Here is a 17,062-nt window from a genome sequence, read left to right as displayed (position 1 = left end):
CGTTACGTCCGGCTGTCAGATGTAAAACATGTAGCCTTCGTCTTCGCTGTCAGATTTCATATTGATCAGGTCTTCGATCGTGACTGTGTCAAGCACTTCTTTTACAGCGTCGCGGATGCGTCCCCACAGCAGGCGCTGGGGCTGCGGCTCTTCTTCGATCCCCTCGACAGGCTGGATCGGCCCTTCAAGGACACGGATCACATCTCCGGCCGAAATCTGATGCGGCGGCTTGGCCAGTTTATATCCACCGTGCGCGCCCCGGACACTTTTGACAAGCCCCGAATTGCGGAGCGGCGGAACGAGCTGTTCGAGGTAAGCCTCGGAAAGGTCATTGATTTCTGCAATTTTACGGAGCGGAACCGGCCCGCTGCCGTATTGCCGTCCGAGCTCGATCATGATCGCCAGCCCGTAACGGCCCCTGGTTGATATTTTCATCAGTACACCTCTACCCTGCGCTTTTCTATCCGCCATTATAGCATAACGATTACCGCCCCCGCGCATGAAGAGTCCCGAAAGGAAATGTATAATGGAAGGATGGATGAAGAAAGGGCTGATTTCATGCAGAACGAACCGCTCGCCTATCGGATGAGGCCGGGAACGATCGACGAGATTGCCGGCCAGCGGCACATCATCGGGAAAGGAACTGCGCTGTACCGGATGATCAAAAACGGACATGTGCCGTCCATGCTCCTGTATGGACGCCCCGGTGTCGGCAAGACATCGCTCGCACATGCGATAGCGGGAACGAGCGGCCTGCCGTTCATCGCGCTGAATGCCACCGTCTCCGGAAAAAAAGATGTGGAGCGGGTCGTAGACGAGGCCCGGGTCACCGGCAAGGTCATTCTCTTTTTGGATGAAATCCACCGGTTCAATAAATTACAGCAGGACGCGCTGCTCCCTCATGTCGAAAACGGATCGATCGTCCTGATCGGTGCCACGACCGAAAACCCGTACCATGATGTGAATCCCGCCATCCGGTCAAGATGCGGGGAAATCCTTCAGCTAAAAGGGCTGGAAACGGAAGACATTACGGAACTGATCCTGAGAGCGCTCTCCGACAAAGACCGTGGCCTCGGCCGGATGGACATCCGGATCACCGACGACCAGATCGTCCGTTTGGCGGAGGGCGCCGGCGGAGATGCCCGGAAGGCACTGACACTTCTGGAATCGGCCGTGCTCGCTTCTGACGAGGAAGACGGCATGACCATCGTGGAAGATGCAGTGATCAAGAGCCTCATCGGGCGTACCGGAGTATTCGGGGACAAAAACGGTTCCCACTTTTATAATCTCCTGTCCGCCCTCCAAAAATCCGTTCGCGGAAGCGACGCGGATGCCGCCGTCTTTTACCTTGCGCATCTTCTGGAATCGGGCGACCTGACCGCGGTATGCCGGCGTCTCCTGGTCATGGCCTATGAGGACATCGGACTGGCCAATCCGGAAGTCGGCGCGCATGTGCTGGCGGCGACACAGTCCGCGGAGCGCCTCGGAATGCCGGAAGCCAGGATCCCCCTGAGTGTCGCTGTCATCGAGATGTGCCTCTCCGAAAAATCAAACTCGGCCTACCGCGCCTTTGATGCTGCGGCATCCAGGATCCATGCAGGTGATACCGGGGAAATCCCTCCGCATCTCAAAGACGCCCACTACGCCGGTGCCGCCGCTCTCGGACATACCGGGTACCAATATCCGCACGATACCCCGCTCGGCGAATTCGGCGGCTGGGCCAGCCAGCAATACCTCCCCGACAAAATTGCGGACGAGCAGTTTTACGAACCTGTCATCGCCGGCAAGGAGAAAAAGATGGCCGGTATCCACAGGAAACTCAAGCAATTTATGAAGCAACCGTAAAGAAGCCGCCCGCATTGGGCGGCTTCTTTTGCTCAGTAAGATTCCGGAAACGGATCTTTCGCGAAACAATTTTGGGGTTAACATAATAATAATATAATTAACAACGAACCATGCATCCGTGAGGTTTCGTCATTCAAGCGTCCGCTTTCAGCGTTCCATGACACAGTTTCGTCATTCGAGGCGCCGATTTCGTCATTCACCGGATGAATGACGAAACTTCCGGGCCCAATGACGAAACCTGACGGACAAATGACGAAACCGGACAGCGGCCAAAAGCCCCCAGGCCAATCAAAAGCCTGTTCCCCACATGCGGGAACGGGCTTTGCTTATTCATCTTTGACGCGCTTGATCTCGATATCTTGCACGATATCATTCAGCACCCAGGAGGCGCAAAACAACCCGGCCGTCGATGGGACGAATGCGTTGGAGGCAGGAGGCATTTTCGCCTTGCGGATTTTTGCATCCGGCTTCCCCACCACCTCGTTGACTTCATCTTTAGATATGATCGGGCTCTCATCGGAGAAAACGACAGGGACGCCTTTCCGGATGCCGGCCTTGCGAAGCGTCGTCCGGATCACTTTGGCAAGCGGATCGGTGTGGGTTTTCGAAATGTCCACAATCTGAAGACGTGTCGGATCAGTCTTGCGGGCGACCCCCATGCAGGAAATGACGTTCACGCCACGCTTCACACATTCTTTGATCAGATGGATCTTGTAGGCGATCGTGTCGGATGCATCGATCACATAGTCCGGTTTCAGATCAAACAGCTGGTCTGCCGTTTCTTCCGTGTAAAACATATTGAGTGTGATCACTTCACAGTCGGGATTGATATCCGCAATCCGCTCTTTCATCACTTCGGCCTTTTTCCGCCCGACTGTGGACAGATAAGCGACAAGCTGGCGGTTGACGTTTGTGATATCGACTTCGTCCTTGTCGATCAGTATGATCCGCCCGATTCCCGTCCGCGCACATGCTTCAGCCGCAAATGAGCCGACTCCGCCGACGCCGAGAACGGCAACGGTCGTCTGCCTGTAACGGTCCAGCCCCTCTTTTCCTATAGAAAGCTCATTTCTGGAAAACTGATGCAGCATGGGGGTTCCTTCCTTTCGCAAATCAAAATAAAAGCCTCCCGCTCAAGCGGGAGGCGGTCAGTCAAAACGGGACAGATCCCGATTGTGCCGTCTTTGGGTAATCGTTTTGAACCCGCACCAGGCAGGTGGGTGCCCTCACCGGCACGTTTGACTTCCCTCTGAGGGGCATGCCAGCAATGCCGGTATTCGGACTCCCTACGATTTGAATGTTCGGTCAAAACTGATAGACAAATAACGAACACATCAGGATCTGTATTGGTATCATAGTAACATATGTGAATCTTGGAATCAACGCTGAATGTTTGTGGCTTCCGCCTTATTTTCATTCCGCAGCTTTATGCCCAGTTCCCGGAGTTGTGCATCGGACACACCGGACGGCGCTTCTACCATGAGGTCGCTCGCGCTTGCCGTTTTCGGGAATGCAATCACGTCGCGCAGGCTAGTTGCGCCCGCAAGAAGCATCGCCAGGCGGTCAAGCCCGAAGGCGATCCCGCCGTGAGGAGGCGTGCCGTAGTCAAAGGCATCCAGCAGGAACCCGAACTGGGCCTTTGCCTCGTCCTCGGTAAATCCGAGCGCCTTGAACATTTTTTCCTGGATATCGCGTTCATAAATCCGAAGGGATCCCCCGCCGAGCTCAAAGCCGTTCAGCACCATATCATAGGCCATCGCCCTGACTTCCTGAGGCTCTGTGCCGAGCATTTCAATATCTTCGCGGACCGGCATTGTAAACGGATGATGGGCTGCGTAATAGCGGCCTTCTTCCTCGTCGTACTCAAACAGCGGCCAGTCGGTCACCCAGAGGAAAGCGTAGCGGGACTCGTCGATCAGGCCCCTCTCCTTGCCGAGCTTCAGACGGAGAGCGCCCAGCGCGTCTGCAACGACCTGTTTTTTGTCGGCAACGAATAGCAGAAGGTCACCGGGCTCCGCTTCGAGAGCAGCCTTCAGCCGCTCTGCTGTTTCGCCTTCGAAGAACTTGGCGATCGGACCCTTCAGGCCGTCTTCTTCGACTTTCATCCAGGCAAGTCCCTTGGCACCGTAACGGCCTGCAAATTCCCCGAGCGCGTCGATGTCTTTGCGGGAATAATCACCCGCAGCACCTTTGGCATTGATCGCCTTGACCTGTCCTCCGGAGGAAACCGCACCGGCGAACACTTTGAAGGAGGAGTCTGCCACCACTTCGGAAACATCCTGAAGTTCAAGGCCGAATCGCACATCGGGTTTGTCGGAACCGTAACGGGCCATCGCTTCGTCATAGGTCATGCGCTGGAACGGCACGGGTACCTCAACGCCTTTGACATCCCGCATGACTTTTTGCATAAGGGTTTCGTTCAGTTCGATGACATCTTCCATTTCGACAAAGCTCATCTCCATGTCGATCTGGGTAAACTCCGGCTGCCGGTCCGCCCTCAGGTCCTCATCGCGGAAGCAGCGGACAATCTGATAATACTTATCGAATCCCGATACCATGAGCAGCTGTTTGAAAAGCTGCGGTGACTGCGGAAGCGCATAGAATTCACCATCATGGACGCGGCTCGGAACCAGGTAGTCACGGGCTCCTTCCGGCGTCGACTTTGTAAGGTACGGCGTCTCAACTTCCATGAATCCGTTATCGTCCAAAAAGTTCCGCACGGTTTTCATGATGTCCGAGCGCATTTTGAACGTCCGGTACATTTCAGGGCGACGCAGATCAAGGTAGCGGTATTTCAGTCGCGTTTCCTCACCTACATGATTGGCATCTTCAATGACGAACGGCGGATTTTTCGCTTCGTTGATGATGTCGATCTCTTCCGCCTGGACTTCGATCCTGCCGGTCTGGAGGTTAGGGTTTACCTGATTTTCCTCGCGCCCGATAACCGTGCCGCGCACCTCGACGACAAATTCATTGCGCAGGCGGTCGCCCGTCTTCATGGCTTCACCGGAAAAGTCCGGATTAAAGACGACCTGGACGATTCCCGTCCGATCACGGAGATCCACGAAAATCAGGCCGCCAAGGTCACGGCGCCGCTGCACCCATCCTTTCAAGACTACTTTCTGTCCGATTTGTGCATCGGTGACTTCACCGCAATAGTTCGTTCTCTTCATGTCAGCTCTTCCTTCCTACACTCAAGATCTGCTTTTCAGGGTTTCCGCAAGACGGGCGAATTCCACCGTCTTCTGTGTGCCGTCCGCCATATTTTTCACGCCGGCAGCTCCGTTTTTCAGCTCATCTTCGCCGATGACAACGACATGTCTGGCTTTTTGGCGATCTGCCGCTTTCATCTGTGCTTTCATTTTCCGGCCCATATAGTCCATGTCGGCCGCTATCCCATCCCGCCGGAGGGTGCCGAGGATCCTGACCGCTTCTTTCCGGGACTCTTCGTCCAGCGCGACGATAAATGCATCCAGCCTGCTTTCGGTCTCCGGCATTTTGCCTTCGGCCTCGAGCGCCATCAGGAAACGCTCGATGCTCATGGCAAATCCGATTCCGGGCGCTTCCGGGCCGCCGATGTCTTCCGATAGCCCGTTATAGCGCCCGCCTCCGCACAGCGTAGTGATCGCGCCGAATCCATCCGATGTGCTCATGATTTCGAATGCGGTGTGGTTATAGTAATCCAGGCCCCTGACAAGGTTCGGATCGACCACATAGTCGATTCCGAGTGCGTCCAGCGCCGTCTTCACCTCTTCAAAATAGGCAGCGGACTCTTCATTCAGGTAGTCGGTAAGCGCCGGTGCGGTGTTCATCAGCGGGTGTTCGCGGTCGACCTTGCAATCCAGGATCCGGAGCGGATTTTTCTCAAGCCTGTTCCGGCAGTCACTGCAGAACTCACCGATCGACGGTTCAAAGTGGCGGATCAGCGCTTCGCGGTGTTTGTTCCGGCTTTCCTTGTCGCCGAGCGAATTGATCACAAGGCGCAAATCCCGAAGCCCGGCACGCTGATATACATCCATCGCGAGGGAGATGACTTCCGCATCGATTGCCGGCGAATCGCTGCCGATCGCTTCGACACCGAACTGCACAAACTGGCGGTAACGTCCGGCCTGCTGACGTTCATAGCGGAACATTGGCCCCATGTAGTAAAGCTTCACGGGCTGATCCGGCGAGCCGAACATCTTGTTTTCGACAAAAGCACGAACCACCGGCGCGGTGCCTTCCGGACGGAGCGTCAGAGAACGCCCGCCGCGGTCTTCGAATGTGTACATCTCCTTCTGGACGATATCGGTCGTATCCCCGACACTTCTTGTGAACAGTTCAGTCTGCTCGAAAACCGGTGTCCTGATTTCTTCGTACCGGTAAAGACGGCATGTGTCCCGGATCAGCGACTCGATCGCCTGCCAGTTCCCTGTCTCTTCCGGGAGCAGATCCTTTGTTCCTCTTGGCACTTTGAACATCATAGGTTTCCCATCCTTCCAATGAAATGAAAAAAGCCCCCGTCCCCTGCATCTCTGCAAGGGACGAAGGCTTATTTTAGCCACCGCGGTTCCACCCTGATTGGCACAGCACAGCTGTACCCACTCGGTCCGGGTAACGGCCGGGTCCGTCTTCTCCTACGCGGGGAAATCCTCCCTTTTCGAAGAAGAGCCTCTCGGGTGTTGTTCACGGCCCGTGTCCTGCGGATGGGATTTCAGCCCGGGTCCCACCCTCTCTTTTCAGGACAATGGGCCGCTACTTTTCCGGTCAGTGGCGTCCATTCCAGTATCAATTAACCATTATCTTAATGACTTAAGAATCAACTGTCAACCGTTTTAGAAAAAGGTATAGAATTCTCCGTGACTTCCCCGTAAACTAATCCATGAGGAGGGGGATGAATGAGGAACAAACGAAAAATCGCATTATCCATCCTTTTGGTGTGCGGGCTGTTGCTCGGATTCAATGGAACATCCGGCTCTGTCCGCGCAGCAGGCACAGTGACGGTCGATACGGATTCGATCAATGTCCGTTCCGGACCGGGCCTCGCCCACAGCGTGACCGGTTCCCTGAAACGCGGTGACACCGTCAAAATCCTCGGATCCGAAGGCGACTGGCTGTATGTGGATACCGGTTCTTCCAAAGGGTATATCGCCGCTTATCTGACCAAATCGTCGGCTGCCCCGGCATCCGGATCGGACAGCATCATCTCACAGGTGGACAGGCTGAACGTGCGCGCCCAGCCAACCACGTCATCCGCCGTTCTTCTGAAGATGAACCGCGGTGACCAGGCCACTTCCCACGGTTCTTCCGGCGGATGGACGGAAGTGACTGTGAACGGCACGCGCGGCTGGGTCTCCAGTCAATACATAACCGCTTCCTCAGCCTCGCCTGATGCTAAAGGGGCGAAAGCGGAAAGCGGAACGTTCACAGTTGCCGTATCTGCGCTTAACGTCCGGGAAAAACCGGACTTGACCGCCGCCAAAGTCACAGTGGTCAGACAGGGGGAAAGTTACCCGGTCACCGAATCCCACGGCAACTGGGTCAAACTTTCTATCGGCGGCAAAGAGGGCTGGGTGTACTCCTTCCATGGCGTCCGTTCTTCCGGCGGCGCTGCTGCCGGCAACTCCGTTGGAAAAACAGGATCGGAGTCGGACAAACCATCCGAATCGGTCACCATTCTTTATGATGGCACGAACCTGCGAAGCAGCGCTTCCACTTCATCCGATGTGGTAAAACGGGCGTCTGCCGGAGAAAACTTCAGCGGTGTACGGGAAGGTGACTGGTTCCGTATTTCGCTGAACGACGGCTCGGAAGCCTATGTGGCGAGCTGGGTCGTGTCAATCGGCGAAGCGGCAGAACTGAAAGACCAGAAGAAAAAAGCCGACCGCAAGGCGGGCACACTGAATGGGATCACCCTTGTGATCGATCCGGGACATGGCGGCAATGACGGCGGAACGACCGGCTTGAGGGGAACGAATGAAAAAGACCTTACCCTCCCCACTGCAGAACTCCTGGCGTCCAAGCTGAGGGCAGCCGGGGCCGAAGTGATTCTGACCAGGGAAACCGATGAGTATGTCGGCTTGAGAAAGCGGGTTTCGCTCAGCAATCAGGCGGGGGCCGACGCATTCATCAGCCTCCACTACGACGCGACGACCGACCACTCCGTCCGGGGGTTCACCACTTATTACCAGAAGTCGATCGAGCACCCTTTTGCTGAGTACGTCAACATTTACCTCGGAAAATCAGTGAATCTGAAAGACCGGGGAGTCCAGAAAGGGAATTACCTTGTGCTGCGCGAAAACCGGCAGCCGTCCATCCTCGTCGAACTCGGCTTCCTCAGCAACTTGTCCGAAGAACGCCGCGTCACCAATCCGGAATACCGGGAACAGGCGACAGACGGCATCTACAGAGGCATCATCAAATACTTTGATTCCCAATTGGGACGATAAAAAGCAGAATCGTGATGGATTCTGCCAAGACTGCAGATCAGGAGAGCAAAATTGCTCCGTGGTCTGCAGTTTTTTAATTTATATCCCTCCCGATTGACATCTCTGGCGCCTGATCATGGCCTTCTCCGCAAATTGCGCCCACCCGTGGCGGAAAGCTCTGCACACCACTTCAACATGATAAAAATCAAAAAACTGCAGACAAAGGAGCGATAAACTCACTTTGTCTGCAGCTTGTGTAGAAGCGCAGGATCTGCTGGTTCGTCTGTCATTTCTTTGATTCCACAATGACCGTGACGGGGCCTTCGTTGGTGAGGCTGACGTCCATCATGGCGCCGAAGATGCCGGTTTCCACATGGAGCCCGAGTTTACGGAGCTCTTCGTTGAAGTGTTCATAGAGCTGCCGGGCCTGTTCGGGCCTGGCAGCTTCCGAGAATCCGGGACGCCGTCCCCTCGCCGTATCCGCATACAGCGTAAACTGGGAGACAGATAAAATGGCGCCGCCTGCATCCAGGATCGATAGATTCATCTTTCCGTCGGCATCTTCAAACAGGCGGAGGTTGGCGACTTTATTGGCCACATAACGGACATCTCCGACCGTGTCGGAGTGTGTGAGTCCGACCAGAAGCACATAGCCGCTGTCAATGGCACCGGTCACTTTCCCGCCGACGGTTACGGACGCTTTCCCGCTCCTCTGGATGATCACTCTCATTTAAACCTCTCCCCTTTTCTCAGTTCGTGACCCGCTGGACATAATAAATGTCGCGGATTTGCTTGATGCGCTCAACGATCCGGTGAAGGTGGGTGATGTTCGTGATCAGGAGCGTCATATGGATGGTCGCGATTTTGTTTTTATCACTTTTGGCGCTGACCGCCGTGATCACCGTCTTGAGTTCATTTACAATGTGCATCACTTCATTCAGGAGGCCGGGACGGTCAAAACCTGAGATTTCGATATCTACCTGATATTCTTTCTGCTTGCCGGCAGGGGTTCCCGCCCATTCCACATCGATCAGCCGGCTTTCTGAATCGTCCGGCGAAACATTCGGGCAATCCGCGCGGTGGACCGAAACACCGCGCCCTTTTGTGATATAACCGACGATTTCATCACCCGGTACCGGGCTGCAGCAGCGGGAAAGGCGGATGAGCAGGTTGTCGATTCCCGGAACGATGACGCCGGATTCGGTTTCTTTCTTTTGTTGTGGCGCCGCCATTTCCTTGGTGATTTTTTCGAGTTGCAATTCGGCTTCTTTCTCTTTGCGGAGCTTTTCAGTCAGCCGGTTGACGACCTGCTGGACAGTGATGCCGTTAAAACCGATCGCAGCATGCATGTCTTCTTCGTTCGCGAAGTTAAACTTGTCACATACCCGCTTGATGTTTTCTTCAGTGAGTACATCCTTTTTCGCCAACCCGCGATCCTTGAGCTCTTGCTCGATCATCTCGCGGCCTTTGATGATGTTTTCATCACGCAGCTGTTTTTTGAAGAACTGCTTGATCTTGTTTTTTGCCTGGGAGGTGTTTGCGATTTTGAGCCAGTCCCGGCTCGGTCCGAACGACTGCTTGGACGTGAGGATCTCGACGATATCCCCTGTGCTGAGCTCAGTGTCGAGCGGGACGATCTTGCCGTTGACTTTGGCACCGATCATCTTGTTCCCGACTTCCGAGTGGACCCTGTAGGCAAAGTCGATCGGCACGGACCCTGACCGGAGCTCCAGCACATCGCCGTTCGGCGTGAAAACGTAGACCATGTCGGAGAACAGATCGTACTTTAATGATTCCATGAATTCTTCCGCGTTTGACGACTCATTCTGGAAGTCAAGAATCTCACGGAACCAAGTCAGCTTGGAATCCAGGCTGTCCTGATTTTCCTGCAGGTTCTTTCCTTCTTTGTACGCCCAGTGGGCCGCCACCCCGTACTCGGCAATCCGGTGCATCTCATCTGTCCGGATCTGAACCTCGAGCGGCTCGCCATTCGGCCCGACGACCGTCGTATGAATGGACTGGTACAGGTTTTGCTTCGGCATGGCGATGTAGTCCTTGAACCGCCCCGGCATCGGCTTCCAGAGCGTATGGATAATCCCGAGGACGGCATAGCAGTCTTTGATGCTCGAGACCTGGACCCGGATGGCGAGAAGGTCATAGATTTCGTTGAACTGTTTGTTCTGCAGGACCATCTTGCGGTAGATGCTGTAAATATGTTTAGGGCGGCCTGAAAGCTCGGATTTGATATTTACCTGATTGAGTTCGTCACGGATCTGGTCCATGACTTTCTTGAGGTAATTTTCACGCTCGGTCCGCTTTCGCTTCATCAGATTGACAATCCGGTAGTACTGCTGCGGATTCAGATAGCGCAGCGCCGTGTCTTCCAGTTCCCATTTGATGGTGGAAATTCCGAGGCGGTGTGCAAGCGGCGCAAAGATTTCGAGCGTCTCCGCCGATACGCGCCGCTGCTTTTCGGGGCTCGTGAATTTCAAGGTTCGCATATTGTGCAGGCGGTCAGCCAGCTTGATCAGGATGACCCGGATGTCCTGTGCCATTGCGAGAAACATCTTCCGGTGGTTCTCCGCCTGCTTTTCTTCTTTCGACTTGTACTTCAGCTTGTCCAGTTTGGTGACGCCGTCGACAAGCCCGGCCACTTCCTCGCCGAACCGGGAGACCAATTCCTCCCTGGTCACCGCGGTGTCTTCCACGACATCATGAAGGAAGCCTGCCGCCACCGTCTCCGGGTCCATCTGGAGGTTGGCAAGGATGCCCGCAACCTGTACGGGATGCGTAATATACGCCTCTCCCGAGCTGCGGGTCTGGCCCTCATGAGCCTTTTCTGCCACTTCATAGGCCTCTTTCACAAACTGGACATGTTCTTCATTCATATAGGAGGAGACGGATGCGAAAACATCCTCTACCGTCATCACTGTATTTTTCGCCATTCCGTCCACCGCCTTTCGATTACTTTTTTGATATAAAGTAAGACTATTTTATCAAAAAAGCGCGTTTTTGCAAAAACGCGCTCTCGAATCAGACCCCCGGCTTCCGCCGGGGGCCGAATCAGTCTTCATATTGCATGAGGGCATGGACATCGTAGCCTTTGAGGCGCTCGCGTCCGTCCAGGTAGGACAGCTCGATGAGGAAGGCACAGCCTGCCACTTCGCCGCCGAGTTCCTCGACCAGCTTGACCGTCGCTTCGACGGTGCCGCCGGTTGCCAGAAGGTCATCGACGATCAGCACTTTCTGGCCCGGCTTGATCGCATCGCGATGGATGGTCAGGACATCCTTGCCATACTCAAGGCCGTACTCGACCTTGATCGTTTCGCGCGGAAGCTTGCCTTCCTTGCGCACGGGCGCAAAACCGATGTTGAGTGCATAGGCGACCGGGCATCCGATGATAAACCCGCGCGCTTCCGGGCCGACAATGATCTCTGCCCCCACTTTTTTTGCGTACTCGACGATTTGGTCGGTCGCGTATTTATAAACAGGACCATTGTCCATGATTGTCGTAATATCCTTGAAACTGATGCCTTCCTTCGGATAGTTATCGACAATCGTTACATATTGCTTTAAATCCATAGTTGTTGCTCCTCCCGGGCAGTCTCAGGCGCATCCAGAATGCTGCCGATGACCCGCCGTAATTCCTGATAGGGCGAATAGAGTAAAGTCTCTTCGATATTGATCCGCCGCTCCAGCCCTGAATAGGTTTCAGACTCGGACAGATCCCGCTTTGGCGGGTTGCCCGTGACTGCAGCAAGTCCGTTCTCCATTGTAACAAATCCGAGCTCAAAAAACACCTTTGTCATGAAAATCACCGTATCCCGGCTCCAACCTTTATGTTTCGCGAGCCGTTCCCCTTCACGCATCACGTGGAAGCTCCCCTGCTGCTTCAGGAAGGTATAATACCAGCCGAACTGCTTCCGGTCGGGTATCCCCATGAAATAGCGGGATTCCGGCACATGGAAATGCGCATAGATCCGGGTCGGCGCGCATGAACCGAGCAGCGCCTCAAGTTCATCAAGCGAGTCGGGCAGATCCAGGAGGACAAGTGTCCGCGAACGGGCGGGATCGACATCCGCAGCCTGAACGATTTCCTTCCCTGTGTCTGCACGGAATTTCCGTACGCTCTCTTTTCTGAAAGCAACAAATACCGCTTCATCCGGGATGGAAGGGAGCCACCTGGACAGCAGGCGCTCCCCGCGGACATCAAACAGCTGCCAGCCGTCCGACTTCAGGTCCGTCAGCAACAGCTGAGGCTTTTTCCTGCCGTTCCATTCATTGATCTGAAGGTCGCCTGCAAGGCTGATCCGGGCGTCCGGTGTCAGCTCATCTTCAAGATGGCCAAGCCCGAACCCGACCACGTCCAGCGTGTTGGCACCGTCCGATACACTTAGCTTCAGATGATTTTTCATCGAACCGATTTTCCGGCTGGATTCCACGCTCAGGTCCGGCAGGCAATAAACAGGCTTGGCAAATCCGACACCGTATGGGCCGAGTTCGGCCAGGGATTCGATCGATGCGATATCGACTTCATCCAGTGTCAGCTGCACATCGACGTCCAATGTCGGAATCAGGTCCTCCTCCGTCAGGGCTTCCTCCCCCTGCCTGATGAGATTTTCCCGTAGATTCCCGACATGTTCGATCGGCATGGTCAGCCCCGCTGCCATCGGGTGTCCACCGAAATGCGGGACGAGGTCCGCATTTTTCTTAAGCTCCCTGTACATATGGAAGCCTTCGATACTCCGAGCAGACCCTTTCGCGATCCCTTTTTCCTGGTCGAGCGCGAGCACAATCGACGGACGGTAATACTTTTCCGTGATTCTGGATGAGACGATTCCGACGACGCCCGGATTCCATCCCTCTCCAGCCACTGTCAGCACATGAGGGACTGCATCACCGTATGTATCCTCGATCTGTGCGATCGCTTCGTCGGCGATGGAGGCGACCATCTTCTGCCTTTCTTTGTTCCGGTCATTCAGTTGGGCGGCAAGCAACGATGCTTCAGCAGCATCATCCGTCAGGAACATGCGGACAGCCGGCTCTGCATCACCCAGCCGTCCGAGCGCATTGATTCTCGGACCGAATGCAAAGCCGATCGTTTCTTCATTGATATCCTGCTGACGCACATCCGAGACGCCGCAAAGCGCCCGAACGGCCGGATTGGATGTTTGCCTCAATTTTCCGATGCCCGCCTTGACGATGAGCCGGTTCTCATCATGCAGCGGGACAAGGTCGGCAACCGTCCCGATCGCCCCGAAAATCAGCGAATCTGCCGGGAATTCGCCGGTCAGTGCATGGGCGACCTTGAGGACCACCCCGACACCGGCCAGCTCACCGAACGGGTAGTTCCCTTCCGGATGGCGCGGATGGATGATGGCATCCGCCACCGGCAGGACTTCGCCCGGCTCGTGGTGATCCGTGACAATCACATCCATGCCCATTTCCTTTGCCGCGGCCACTTGCACATTGCCGGATATCCCGTTGTCGACTGTCACGATCAGCGAGGCGCCGCGCTCGTAAGTTTCGCGGAACAGATCGGTATTCGGACCGTAACCGTGTTTGAACCGGTCAGGGATGACATAGAAGGCATCCGCGCCAAGCGATAGAAGTGCCTTCATGAGGACGGTCGTGCTCGTCACACCGTCCGCATCGTAATCACCATAGACAGCGATTCGGCTGCCCGAACGGATATGCTTATGGATCAGTTCAACCGCCCTGTCCATGTCTTTCATGAGAAACGGATCGTGCCAGCTTTCCTGGCCGATCCCGATAAAGGCGGACGCTTTTTCCGGGTCCGTGAACCCACGCGACGCCAGAACCTTTGCTGCAATCGGCGAAAGACCCAGGGCCTGGCGGAGCTTTTCCGCCACCCCGGCATCGCTTTCCTGAGTCCGCCAGCGCTTCATCGATTCTATCATTCCATCACTTCCTTGAAGACTATTATACATGAGAACACTCCGCAGCACCCGACTCGAATGGGCAGGGGGATACTTGGAATTTCGTGGCTGACTGGACACTGCGGACGAATTGTTGCCAAACAGAAAAAAGCTCCTGACATTTATCAGGAGCCGGGGTCGCCGCCGAGATTGCTGTTGCGCGGTTCAGGTTCGGATACCGAAGAAAATGCAGAAGCCGCATGCTGCAAAGTGGCAATTTCATTTTGCTGATCCGCAATCTGGACTTCCTTCTCGTTCACCTCGCGTTCGAGCCGCTTGATTTTCCGCTGTTGCATCAGAGAGCGGAACATCGACACGGATCCGCTTACCGCCGCACCGAGCAAAGCCGACGCGAGGATGACGATAATCAGCGGCCATTCAGCCGTTCCGAACACATAGTTTACAGGCACCTGTTCCACGTTGACGATCGCGAACCAGGCAACGACAAGAGCAAAGATCAGTCCCAAAAGCAGTGTCCACTGGAATTTCATTCGTTTCCTCCTTTCCGCACAAGAAAAGACAGGGCATACAAATGTATACCCTGTCCCTTCCGGAGCGGAAACCTGGTCAGACGACCGGTTCGTCGGAGCCCCAGTTTTTCTCTTTTTTCTGGACATCGAGTGTCCCTTTTTTGTTGATCTCCCTCTTCTTCAACTGCAGCCAGAGCTGTGCGGCGATGAAGATGGACGAATAGGTCCCCGCAACCAGGCCGAACAACAGCGCGAGCGAGAAGTTGCGGATCGATTCCGATCCGAAGAAAATCAGTGCCAAGACAACAAGCACAACAGTGAGCACGGTGTTGACCGAGCGTCCGAGCGTTTGCCGGAGTGATTTGTTGACCACGTTTTTAAGGTCTTCCTCCGTCTCGATCTTCTTCATCTTGTGAAGGTTCTCACGGATCCGGTCAAAGGTGACAATCGTGTCGTTGATCGAGTAGCCGACAATCGTCAGGATTGCAGCGATGAAAGTGATATCGACCTCAAGCCTCAGGAGGCTGAATAGCGCGATCATAAAGAACGCATCGTGTAAGAGCGAAACGATGGACGCCACGCCCATCCTCCACTCAAATCGGAAGGCCACGTAAATGATGATGCCCAGCATGGCAATGGCCAGCGCCTTAACGGCGTTTTCAGCCAGTTCCCGCCCGACAGTCGGAGAAACGGTGCTGACATTCGGCTCATGACCATAAATTCCTCCGAGATCTGCCTTGAGCTGGTTGATTTCACCCTGAGTCAAGTCATCCTTGTAGCGGAAAACAGCCATTTCCTTGTTTTCTCCGGAAATCAGGATGTCTTCAGTCGGATGGCCTGCCTCTTCAAGTGTGGCGGCAACCTCTTCCTGCGTAAGCGGCTCACCGGAGAGCACTTCCACCCGGGTACCGCTGGAGAAGTCGATGCCGAGGTTGAGCCTGAAGACTCCGAGTACGATTGCACCGGCCACGAGGAAAAGGATCGAAGCTGTAAAGAACTTCTTCCGGTTTCCCGCGAAATCGAATCGGTCAAATCTTGTCGTCAGGTCGAGGACATCCATCTTTTCTTCTTTGGTATGGATATACTTTCTTGATAGGCCGAAAGCACCAGGCTTACCATCAAGCGTTCCGCTGTGGACGAGCAACCCGAGCAGCAGCCGGGAGCCCCAAACCGCTGTGATGAAGCTGAGCAGGATCGAAAGGATGAGCATCGTAGCAAATCCTTTGACGGAGCTTGTCCCGAAGACAAACAGGACACCTGCCGCGATAAGAGTGGTGATATTCGCGTCGAGGATGGCCGTGAAGGACGATTTCGCCCCTGCCTTGAAGGCTTCCTTCACCGTGCCGCCAATCCTGAGCTCCTCGCGGATCCGCTCGTATGTGAGGATGTTGGCATCGACCGCCATCCCGACACCGAGCACAAGCGCCGCGATACCCGGGAGCGTAAGTACACCATTGAGGAGGTTGAAGACAAGCAGCACCAGATACACATAGACGGACAATGTGACCAGTGCGACAAAGCCTGCCACCCGGTAGTAAACGAGCATGAAGATCAGGACAAGCCCGATGCCGATTGCCGCGGCAATGACGGTCTGATCAAGTGCCTGCTCACCGAACTGGGCCCCGACCGATGTCGAGTAGATCTCTTCCAGATTGACCGGAAGCGCACCGGCATTCAGGATTCCGGCCAGATGTTTGGTCTCATCCACCGTAAACGATCCGGAAATCTCGACGTCAGATGAAAGGATCGGCTTGGAAACGTTCGGGGCGGAAATGAATTTCGGATCCGGTTTCTTTACTTCCTCGGCAAAAGAATCTTCGCCCTCCGTAAAGTCGAGCCAGATGACAAGCTGGTTGTTCGGCGCCATCGAAGCGATTTCTGAGGTTACTTCCCCGAACTTCTCCGCACTCTTCAGCTTAAGCGTCACAATCGGCTGTCCCTGGTCACTAAAGGTCGACTTGGCGCCGCCCTCGACCAGGTCATCTCCATCGAGCATGAGACGGTCATTGGTGTCCCGGAACGTCAGGTTGGCTTGCGTGGATAAAAGTTCCCGCGCCGATTCCTGATCCTCGACACCCGCCAGCTGCACACGGATCCGATTTCCCGACTCGATCTGGATGCTCGGCTCGCTTACCCCCAGCACATCGATCCGGTCGGTCAGCGCCCGGGCAGTGTCGGCCACGACCTCCTCGGTGATCTTCTGTCCGTCACGGAGCGGTTCAACCTGGTAAAGCACTTCGAAACCGCCCTGAAGGTCCAGTCCGAGGTTGACTTCATTGGCGATCTGCTTGCCTGTACCGCCAATCGTTGTGGCAAACAGCACCAGGAGCAAGAGAAAAGCAACTATGCGCCCTCGAGTTTTCATATGTGTTCCCCCTATTCAATTCGCAGCAAAAGACAG

At 55.0% G+C, this 17,062-nt stretch carries 12 protein-coding genes, 1 other RNA gene and 1 other annotated feature; of the genes, 2 read left to right on the top strand and 11 right to left on the bottom strand.

The features are described 5' to 3' along the window. Window positions 1-15: 15 nt before the first annotated feature. Window positions 16-435 carry a cysteine metabolism transcriptional regulator CymR gene (gene cymR / locus BLT01_RS07700; protein WP_092096650.1) on the bottom strand — a complete coding sequence of 140 codons (420 nt, stop codon included), beginning with the start codon at window positions 433-435 and terminating at the stop codon, window positions 16-18. Between the two features lie 123 nt (window positions 436-558). On the opposite strand from cymR, the gene BLT01_RS07695 reads away from it, so the two are divergent. Beyond that, window positions 559-1,845 carry a replication-associated recombination protein A gene (locus tag BLT01_RS07695; protein WP_092096922.1) on the top strand — a complete coding sequence of 429 codons (1,287 nt, stop codon included), beginning with the start codon at window positions 559-561 and terminating at the stop codon, window positions 1,843-1,845. A gap of 326 nt (window positions 1,846-2,171) precedes the next feature. On the opposite strand, the gene BLT01_RS07690 is transcribed toward BLT01_RS07695, so the two are convergent. From BLT01_RS07690 to hisS, 4 genes are all read right to left on the bottom strand, one after another. After that, window positions 2,172-2,936 (bottom strand): tRNA threonylcarbamoyladenosine dehydratase, encoded by a 765-nt coding sequence (locus BLT01_RS07690; protein WP_092096647.1) that lies wholly within the window; start codon window positions 2,934-2,936, stop codon window positions 2,172-2,174. Window positions 2,937-3,007: 71 nt separating this feature from the next. Beyond that, window positions 3,008-3,189, bottom strand: a non-coding RNA gene (gene ssrS / locus BLT01_RS07685) — 6S RNA. A 35-nt stretch (window positions 3,190-3,224) separates the two neighbouring features. Continuing rightward, complete coding sequence (gene aspS / locus BLT01_RS07680; RefSeq protein WP_092096644.1) at window positions 3,225-5,018, bottom strand: aspartate--tRNA ligase; 1,794 nt, start codon at window positions 5,016-5,018, stop codon at window positions 3,225-3,227. A gap of 21 nt (window positions 5,019-5,039) precedes the next feature. Next, window positions 5,040-6,308, bottom strand: coding sequence for a histidine--tRNA ligase (gene hisS / locus BLT01_RS07675; RefSeq protein WP_092096641.1), 1,269 nt, complete (start codon window positions 6,306-6,308; stop codon window positions 5,040-5,042). Window positions 6,309-6,361: 53 nt separating this feature from the next. After that, window positions 6,362-6,604: a binding site (T-box leader), on the bottom strand. A 118-nt stretch (window positions 6,605-6,722) separates the two neighbouring features. Here hisS and BLT01_RS07670 point away from each other — a divergent pair. Further along, window positions 6,723-8,273: an N-acetylmuramoyl-L-alanine amidase gene (locus BLT01_RS07670; protein WP_092096638.1), complete on the top strand. Its 1,551-nt coding sequence runs from the start codon at window positions 6,723-6,725 to the stop codon at window positions 8,271-8,273. A gap of 265 nt (window positions 8,274-8,538) precedes the next feature. On the opposite strand, the gene dtd is transcribed toward BLT01_RS07670, so the two are convergent. The 6 genes from dtd to secDF all read right to left on the bottom strand — a co-directional run bounded on the left by dtd (window position 8,539) and on the right by secDF (window position 17,026). Continuing rightward, the gene (dtd, locus tag BLT01_RS07665) at window positions 8,539-8,982 is read right to left on the bottom strand and encodes a D-aminoacyl-tRNA deacylase (protein WP_092096634.1); all 444 of its coding nucleotides are present in this window, start codon (window positions 8,980-8,982) and stop codon (window positions 8,539-8,541) included. 19 nt (window positions 8,983-9,001) lie between these two features. Continuing rightward, window positions 9,002-11,197: a RelA/SpoT family protein gene (locus BLT01_RS07660; RefSeq protein WP_092096631.1), complete on the bottom strand. Its 2,196-nt coding sequence runs from the start codon at window positions 11,195-11,197 to the stop codon at window positions 9,002-9,004. A gap of 118 nt (window positions 11,198-11,315) precedes the next feature. Continuing rightward, complete coding sequence (locus tag BLT01_RS07655) at window positions 11,316-11,834, bottom strand: adenine phosphoribosyltransferase (protein ID WP_092096628.1); 519 nt, start codon at window positions 11,832-11,834, stop codon at window positions 11,316-11,318. Beyond that, window positions 11,825-14,173, bottom strand: coding sequence for a single-stranded-DNA-specific exonuclease RecJ (gene recJ / locus BLT01_RS07650; RefSeq protein ID WP_092096625.1), 2,349 nt, complete (start codon window positions 14,171-14,173; stop codon window positions 11,825-11,827). The genes BLT01_RS07655 and recJ overlap by 10 nt, the downstream gene beginning before the upstream one ends. Window positions 14,174-14,316: 143 nt before the next feature. Next, complete coding sequence (locus tag BLT01_RS07645; protein WP_092096622.1) at window positions 14,317-14,682, bottom strand: LapA family protein; 366 nt, start codon at window positions 14,680-14,682, stop codon at window positions 14,317-14,319. Window positions 14,683-14,758: 76 nt separating this feature from the next. Further along, complete coding sequence (gene secDF / locus BLT01_RS07640; RefSeq protein WP_092096619.1) at window positions 14,759-17,026, bottom strand: protein translocase subunit SecDF; 2,268 nt, start codon at window positions 17,024-17,026, stop codon at window positions 14,759-14,761. Window positions 17,027-17,062: the final 36 nt, after the last annotated feature.

Origin of the sequence: Bhargavaea beijingensis (assembly GCF_900101985.1) — a bacterium.
GTDB classification, from domain to species: domain Bacteria; phylum Bacillota; class Bacilli; order Bacillales_A; family Planococcaceae; genus Bhargavaea; species Bhargavaea beijingensis.
The sequence above is the reverse complement of the archived record's forward strand: the minus strand, read 5'-3'. Positions and strand labels throughout refer to the sequence as shown.

What these genes read in the sequence shown, in the direction of transcription:
- cymR (WP_092096650.1), bottom strand. Translation starts at nt 435, where the DNA reads ATGAAAATATCAACCAGGGGCCGTTACGGGCTGGCGATCATGATCGAG.
- BLT01_RS07670 (WP_092096638.1), top strand. Translation starts at nt 6,723, where the DNA reads ATGAGGAACAAACGAAAAATCGCATTATCCATCCTTTTGGTGTGCGGG.
- BLT01_RS07690 (WP_092096647.1), bottom strand. Translation starts at nt 2,936, where the DNA reads ATGCTGCATCAGTTTTCCAGAAATGAGCTTTCTATAGGAAAAGAGGGG.
- BLT01_RS07655 (WP_092096628.1), bottom strand. Translation starts at nt 11,834, where the DNA reads ATGGATTTAAAGCAATATGTAACGATTGTCGATAACTATCCGAAGGAA.
- BLT01_RS07660 (WP_092096631.1), bottom strand. Translation starts at nt 11,197, where the DNA reads ATGGCGAAAAATACAGTGATGACGGTAGAGGATGTTTTCGCATCCGTC.
- dtd (WP_092096634.1), bottom strand. Translation starts at nt 8,982, where the DNA reads ATGAGAGTGATCATCCAGAGGAGCGGGAAAGCGTCCGTAACCGTCGGC.
- aspS (WP_092096644.1), bottom strand. Translation starts at nt 5,018, where the DNA reads ATGAAGAGAACGAACTATTGCGGTGAAGTCACCGATGCACAAATCGGA.
- secDF (WP_092096619.1), bottom strand. Translation starts at nt 17,026, where the DNA reads ATGAAAACTCGAGGGCGCATAGTTGCTTTTCTCTTGCTCCTGGTGCTG.
- BLT01_RS07695 (WP_092096922.1), top strand. Translation starts at nt 559, where the DNA reads ATGCAGAACGAACCGCTCGCCTATCGGATGAGGCCGGGAACGATCGAC.
- BLT01_RS07645 (WP_092096622.1), bottom strand. Translation starts at nt 14,682, where the DNA reads ATGAAATTCCAGTGGACACTGCTTTTGGGACTGATCTTTGCTCTTGTC.
- hisS (WP_092096641.1), bottom strand. Translation starts at nt 6,308, where the DNA reads ATGATGTTCAAAGTGCCAAGAGGAACAAAGGATCTGCTCCCGGAAGAG.
- recJ (WP_092096625.1), bottom strand. Translation starts at nt 14,173, where the DNA reads ATGATAGAATCGATGAAGCGCTGGCGGACTCAGGAAAGCGATGCCGGG.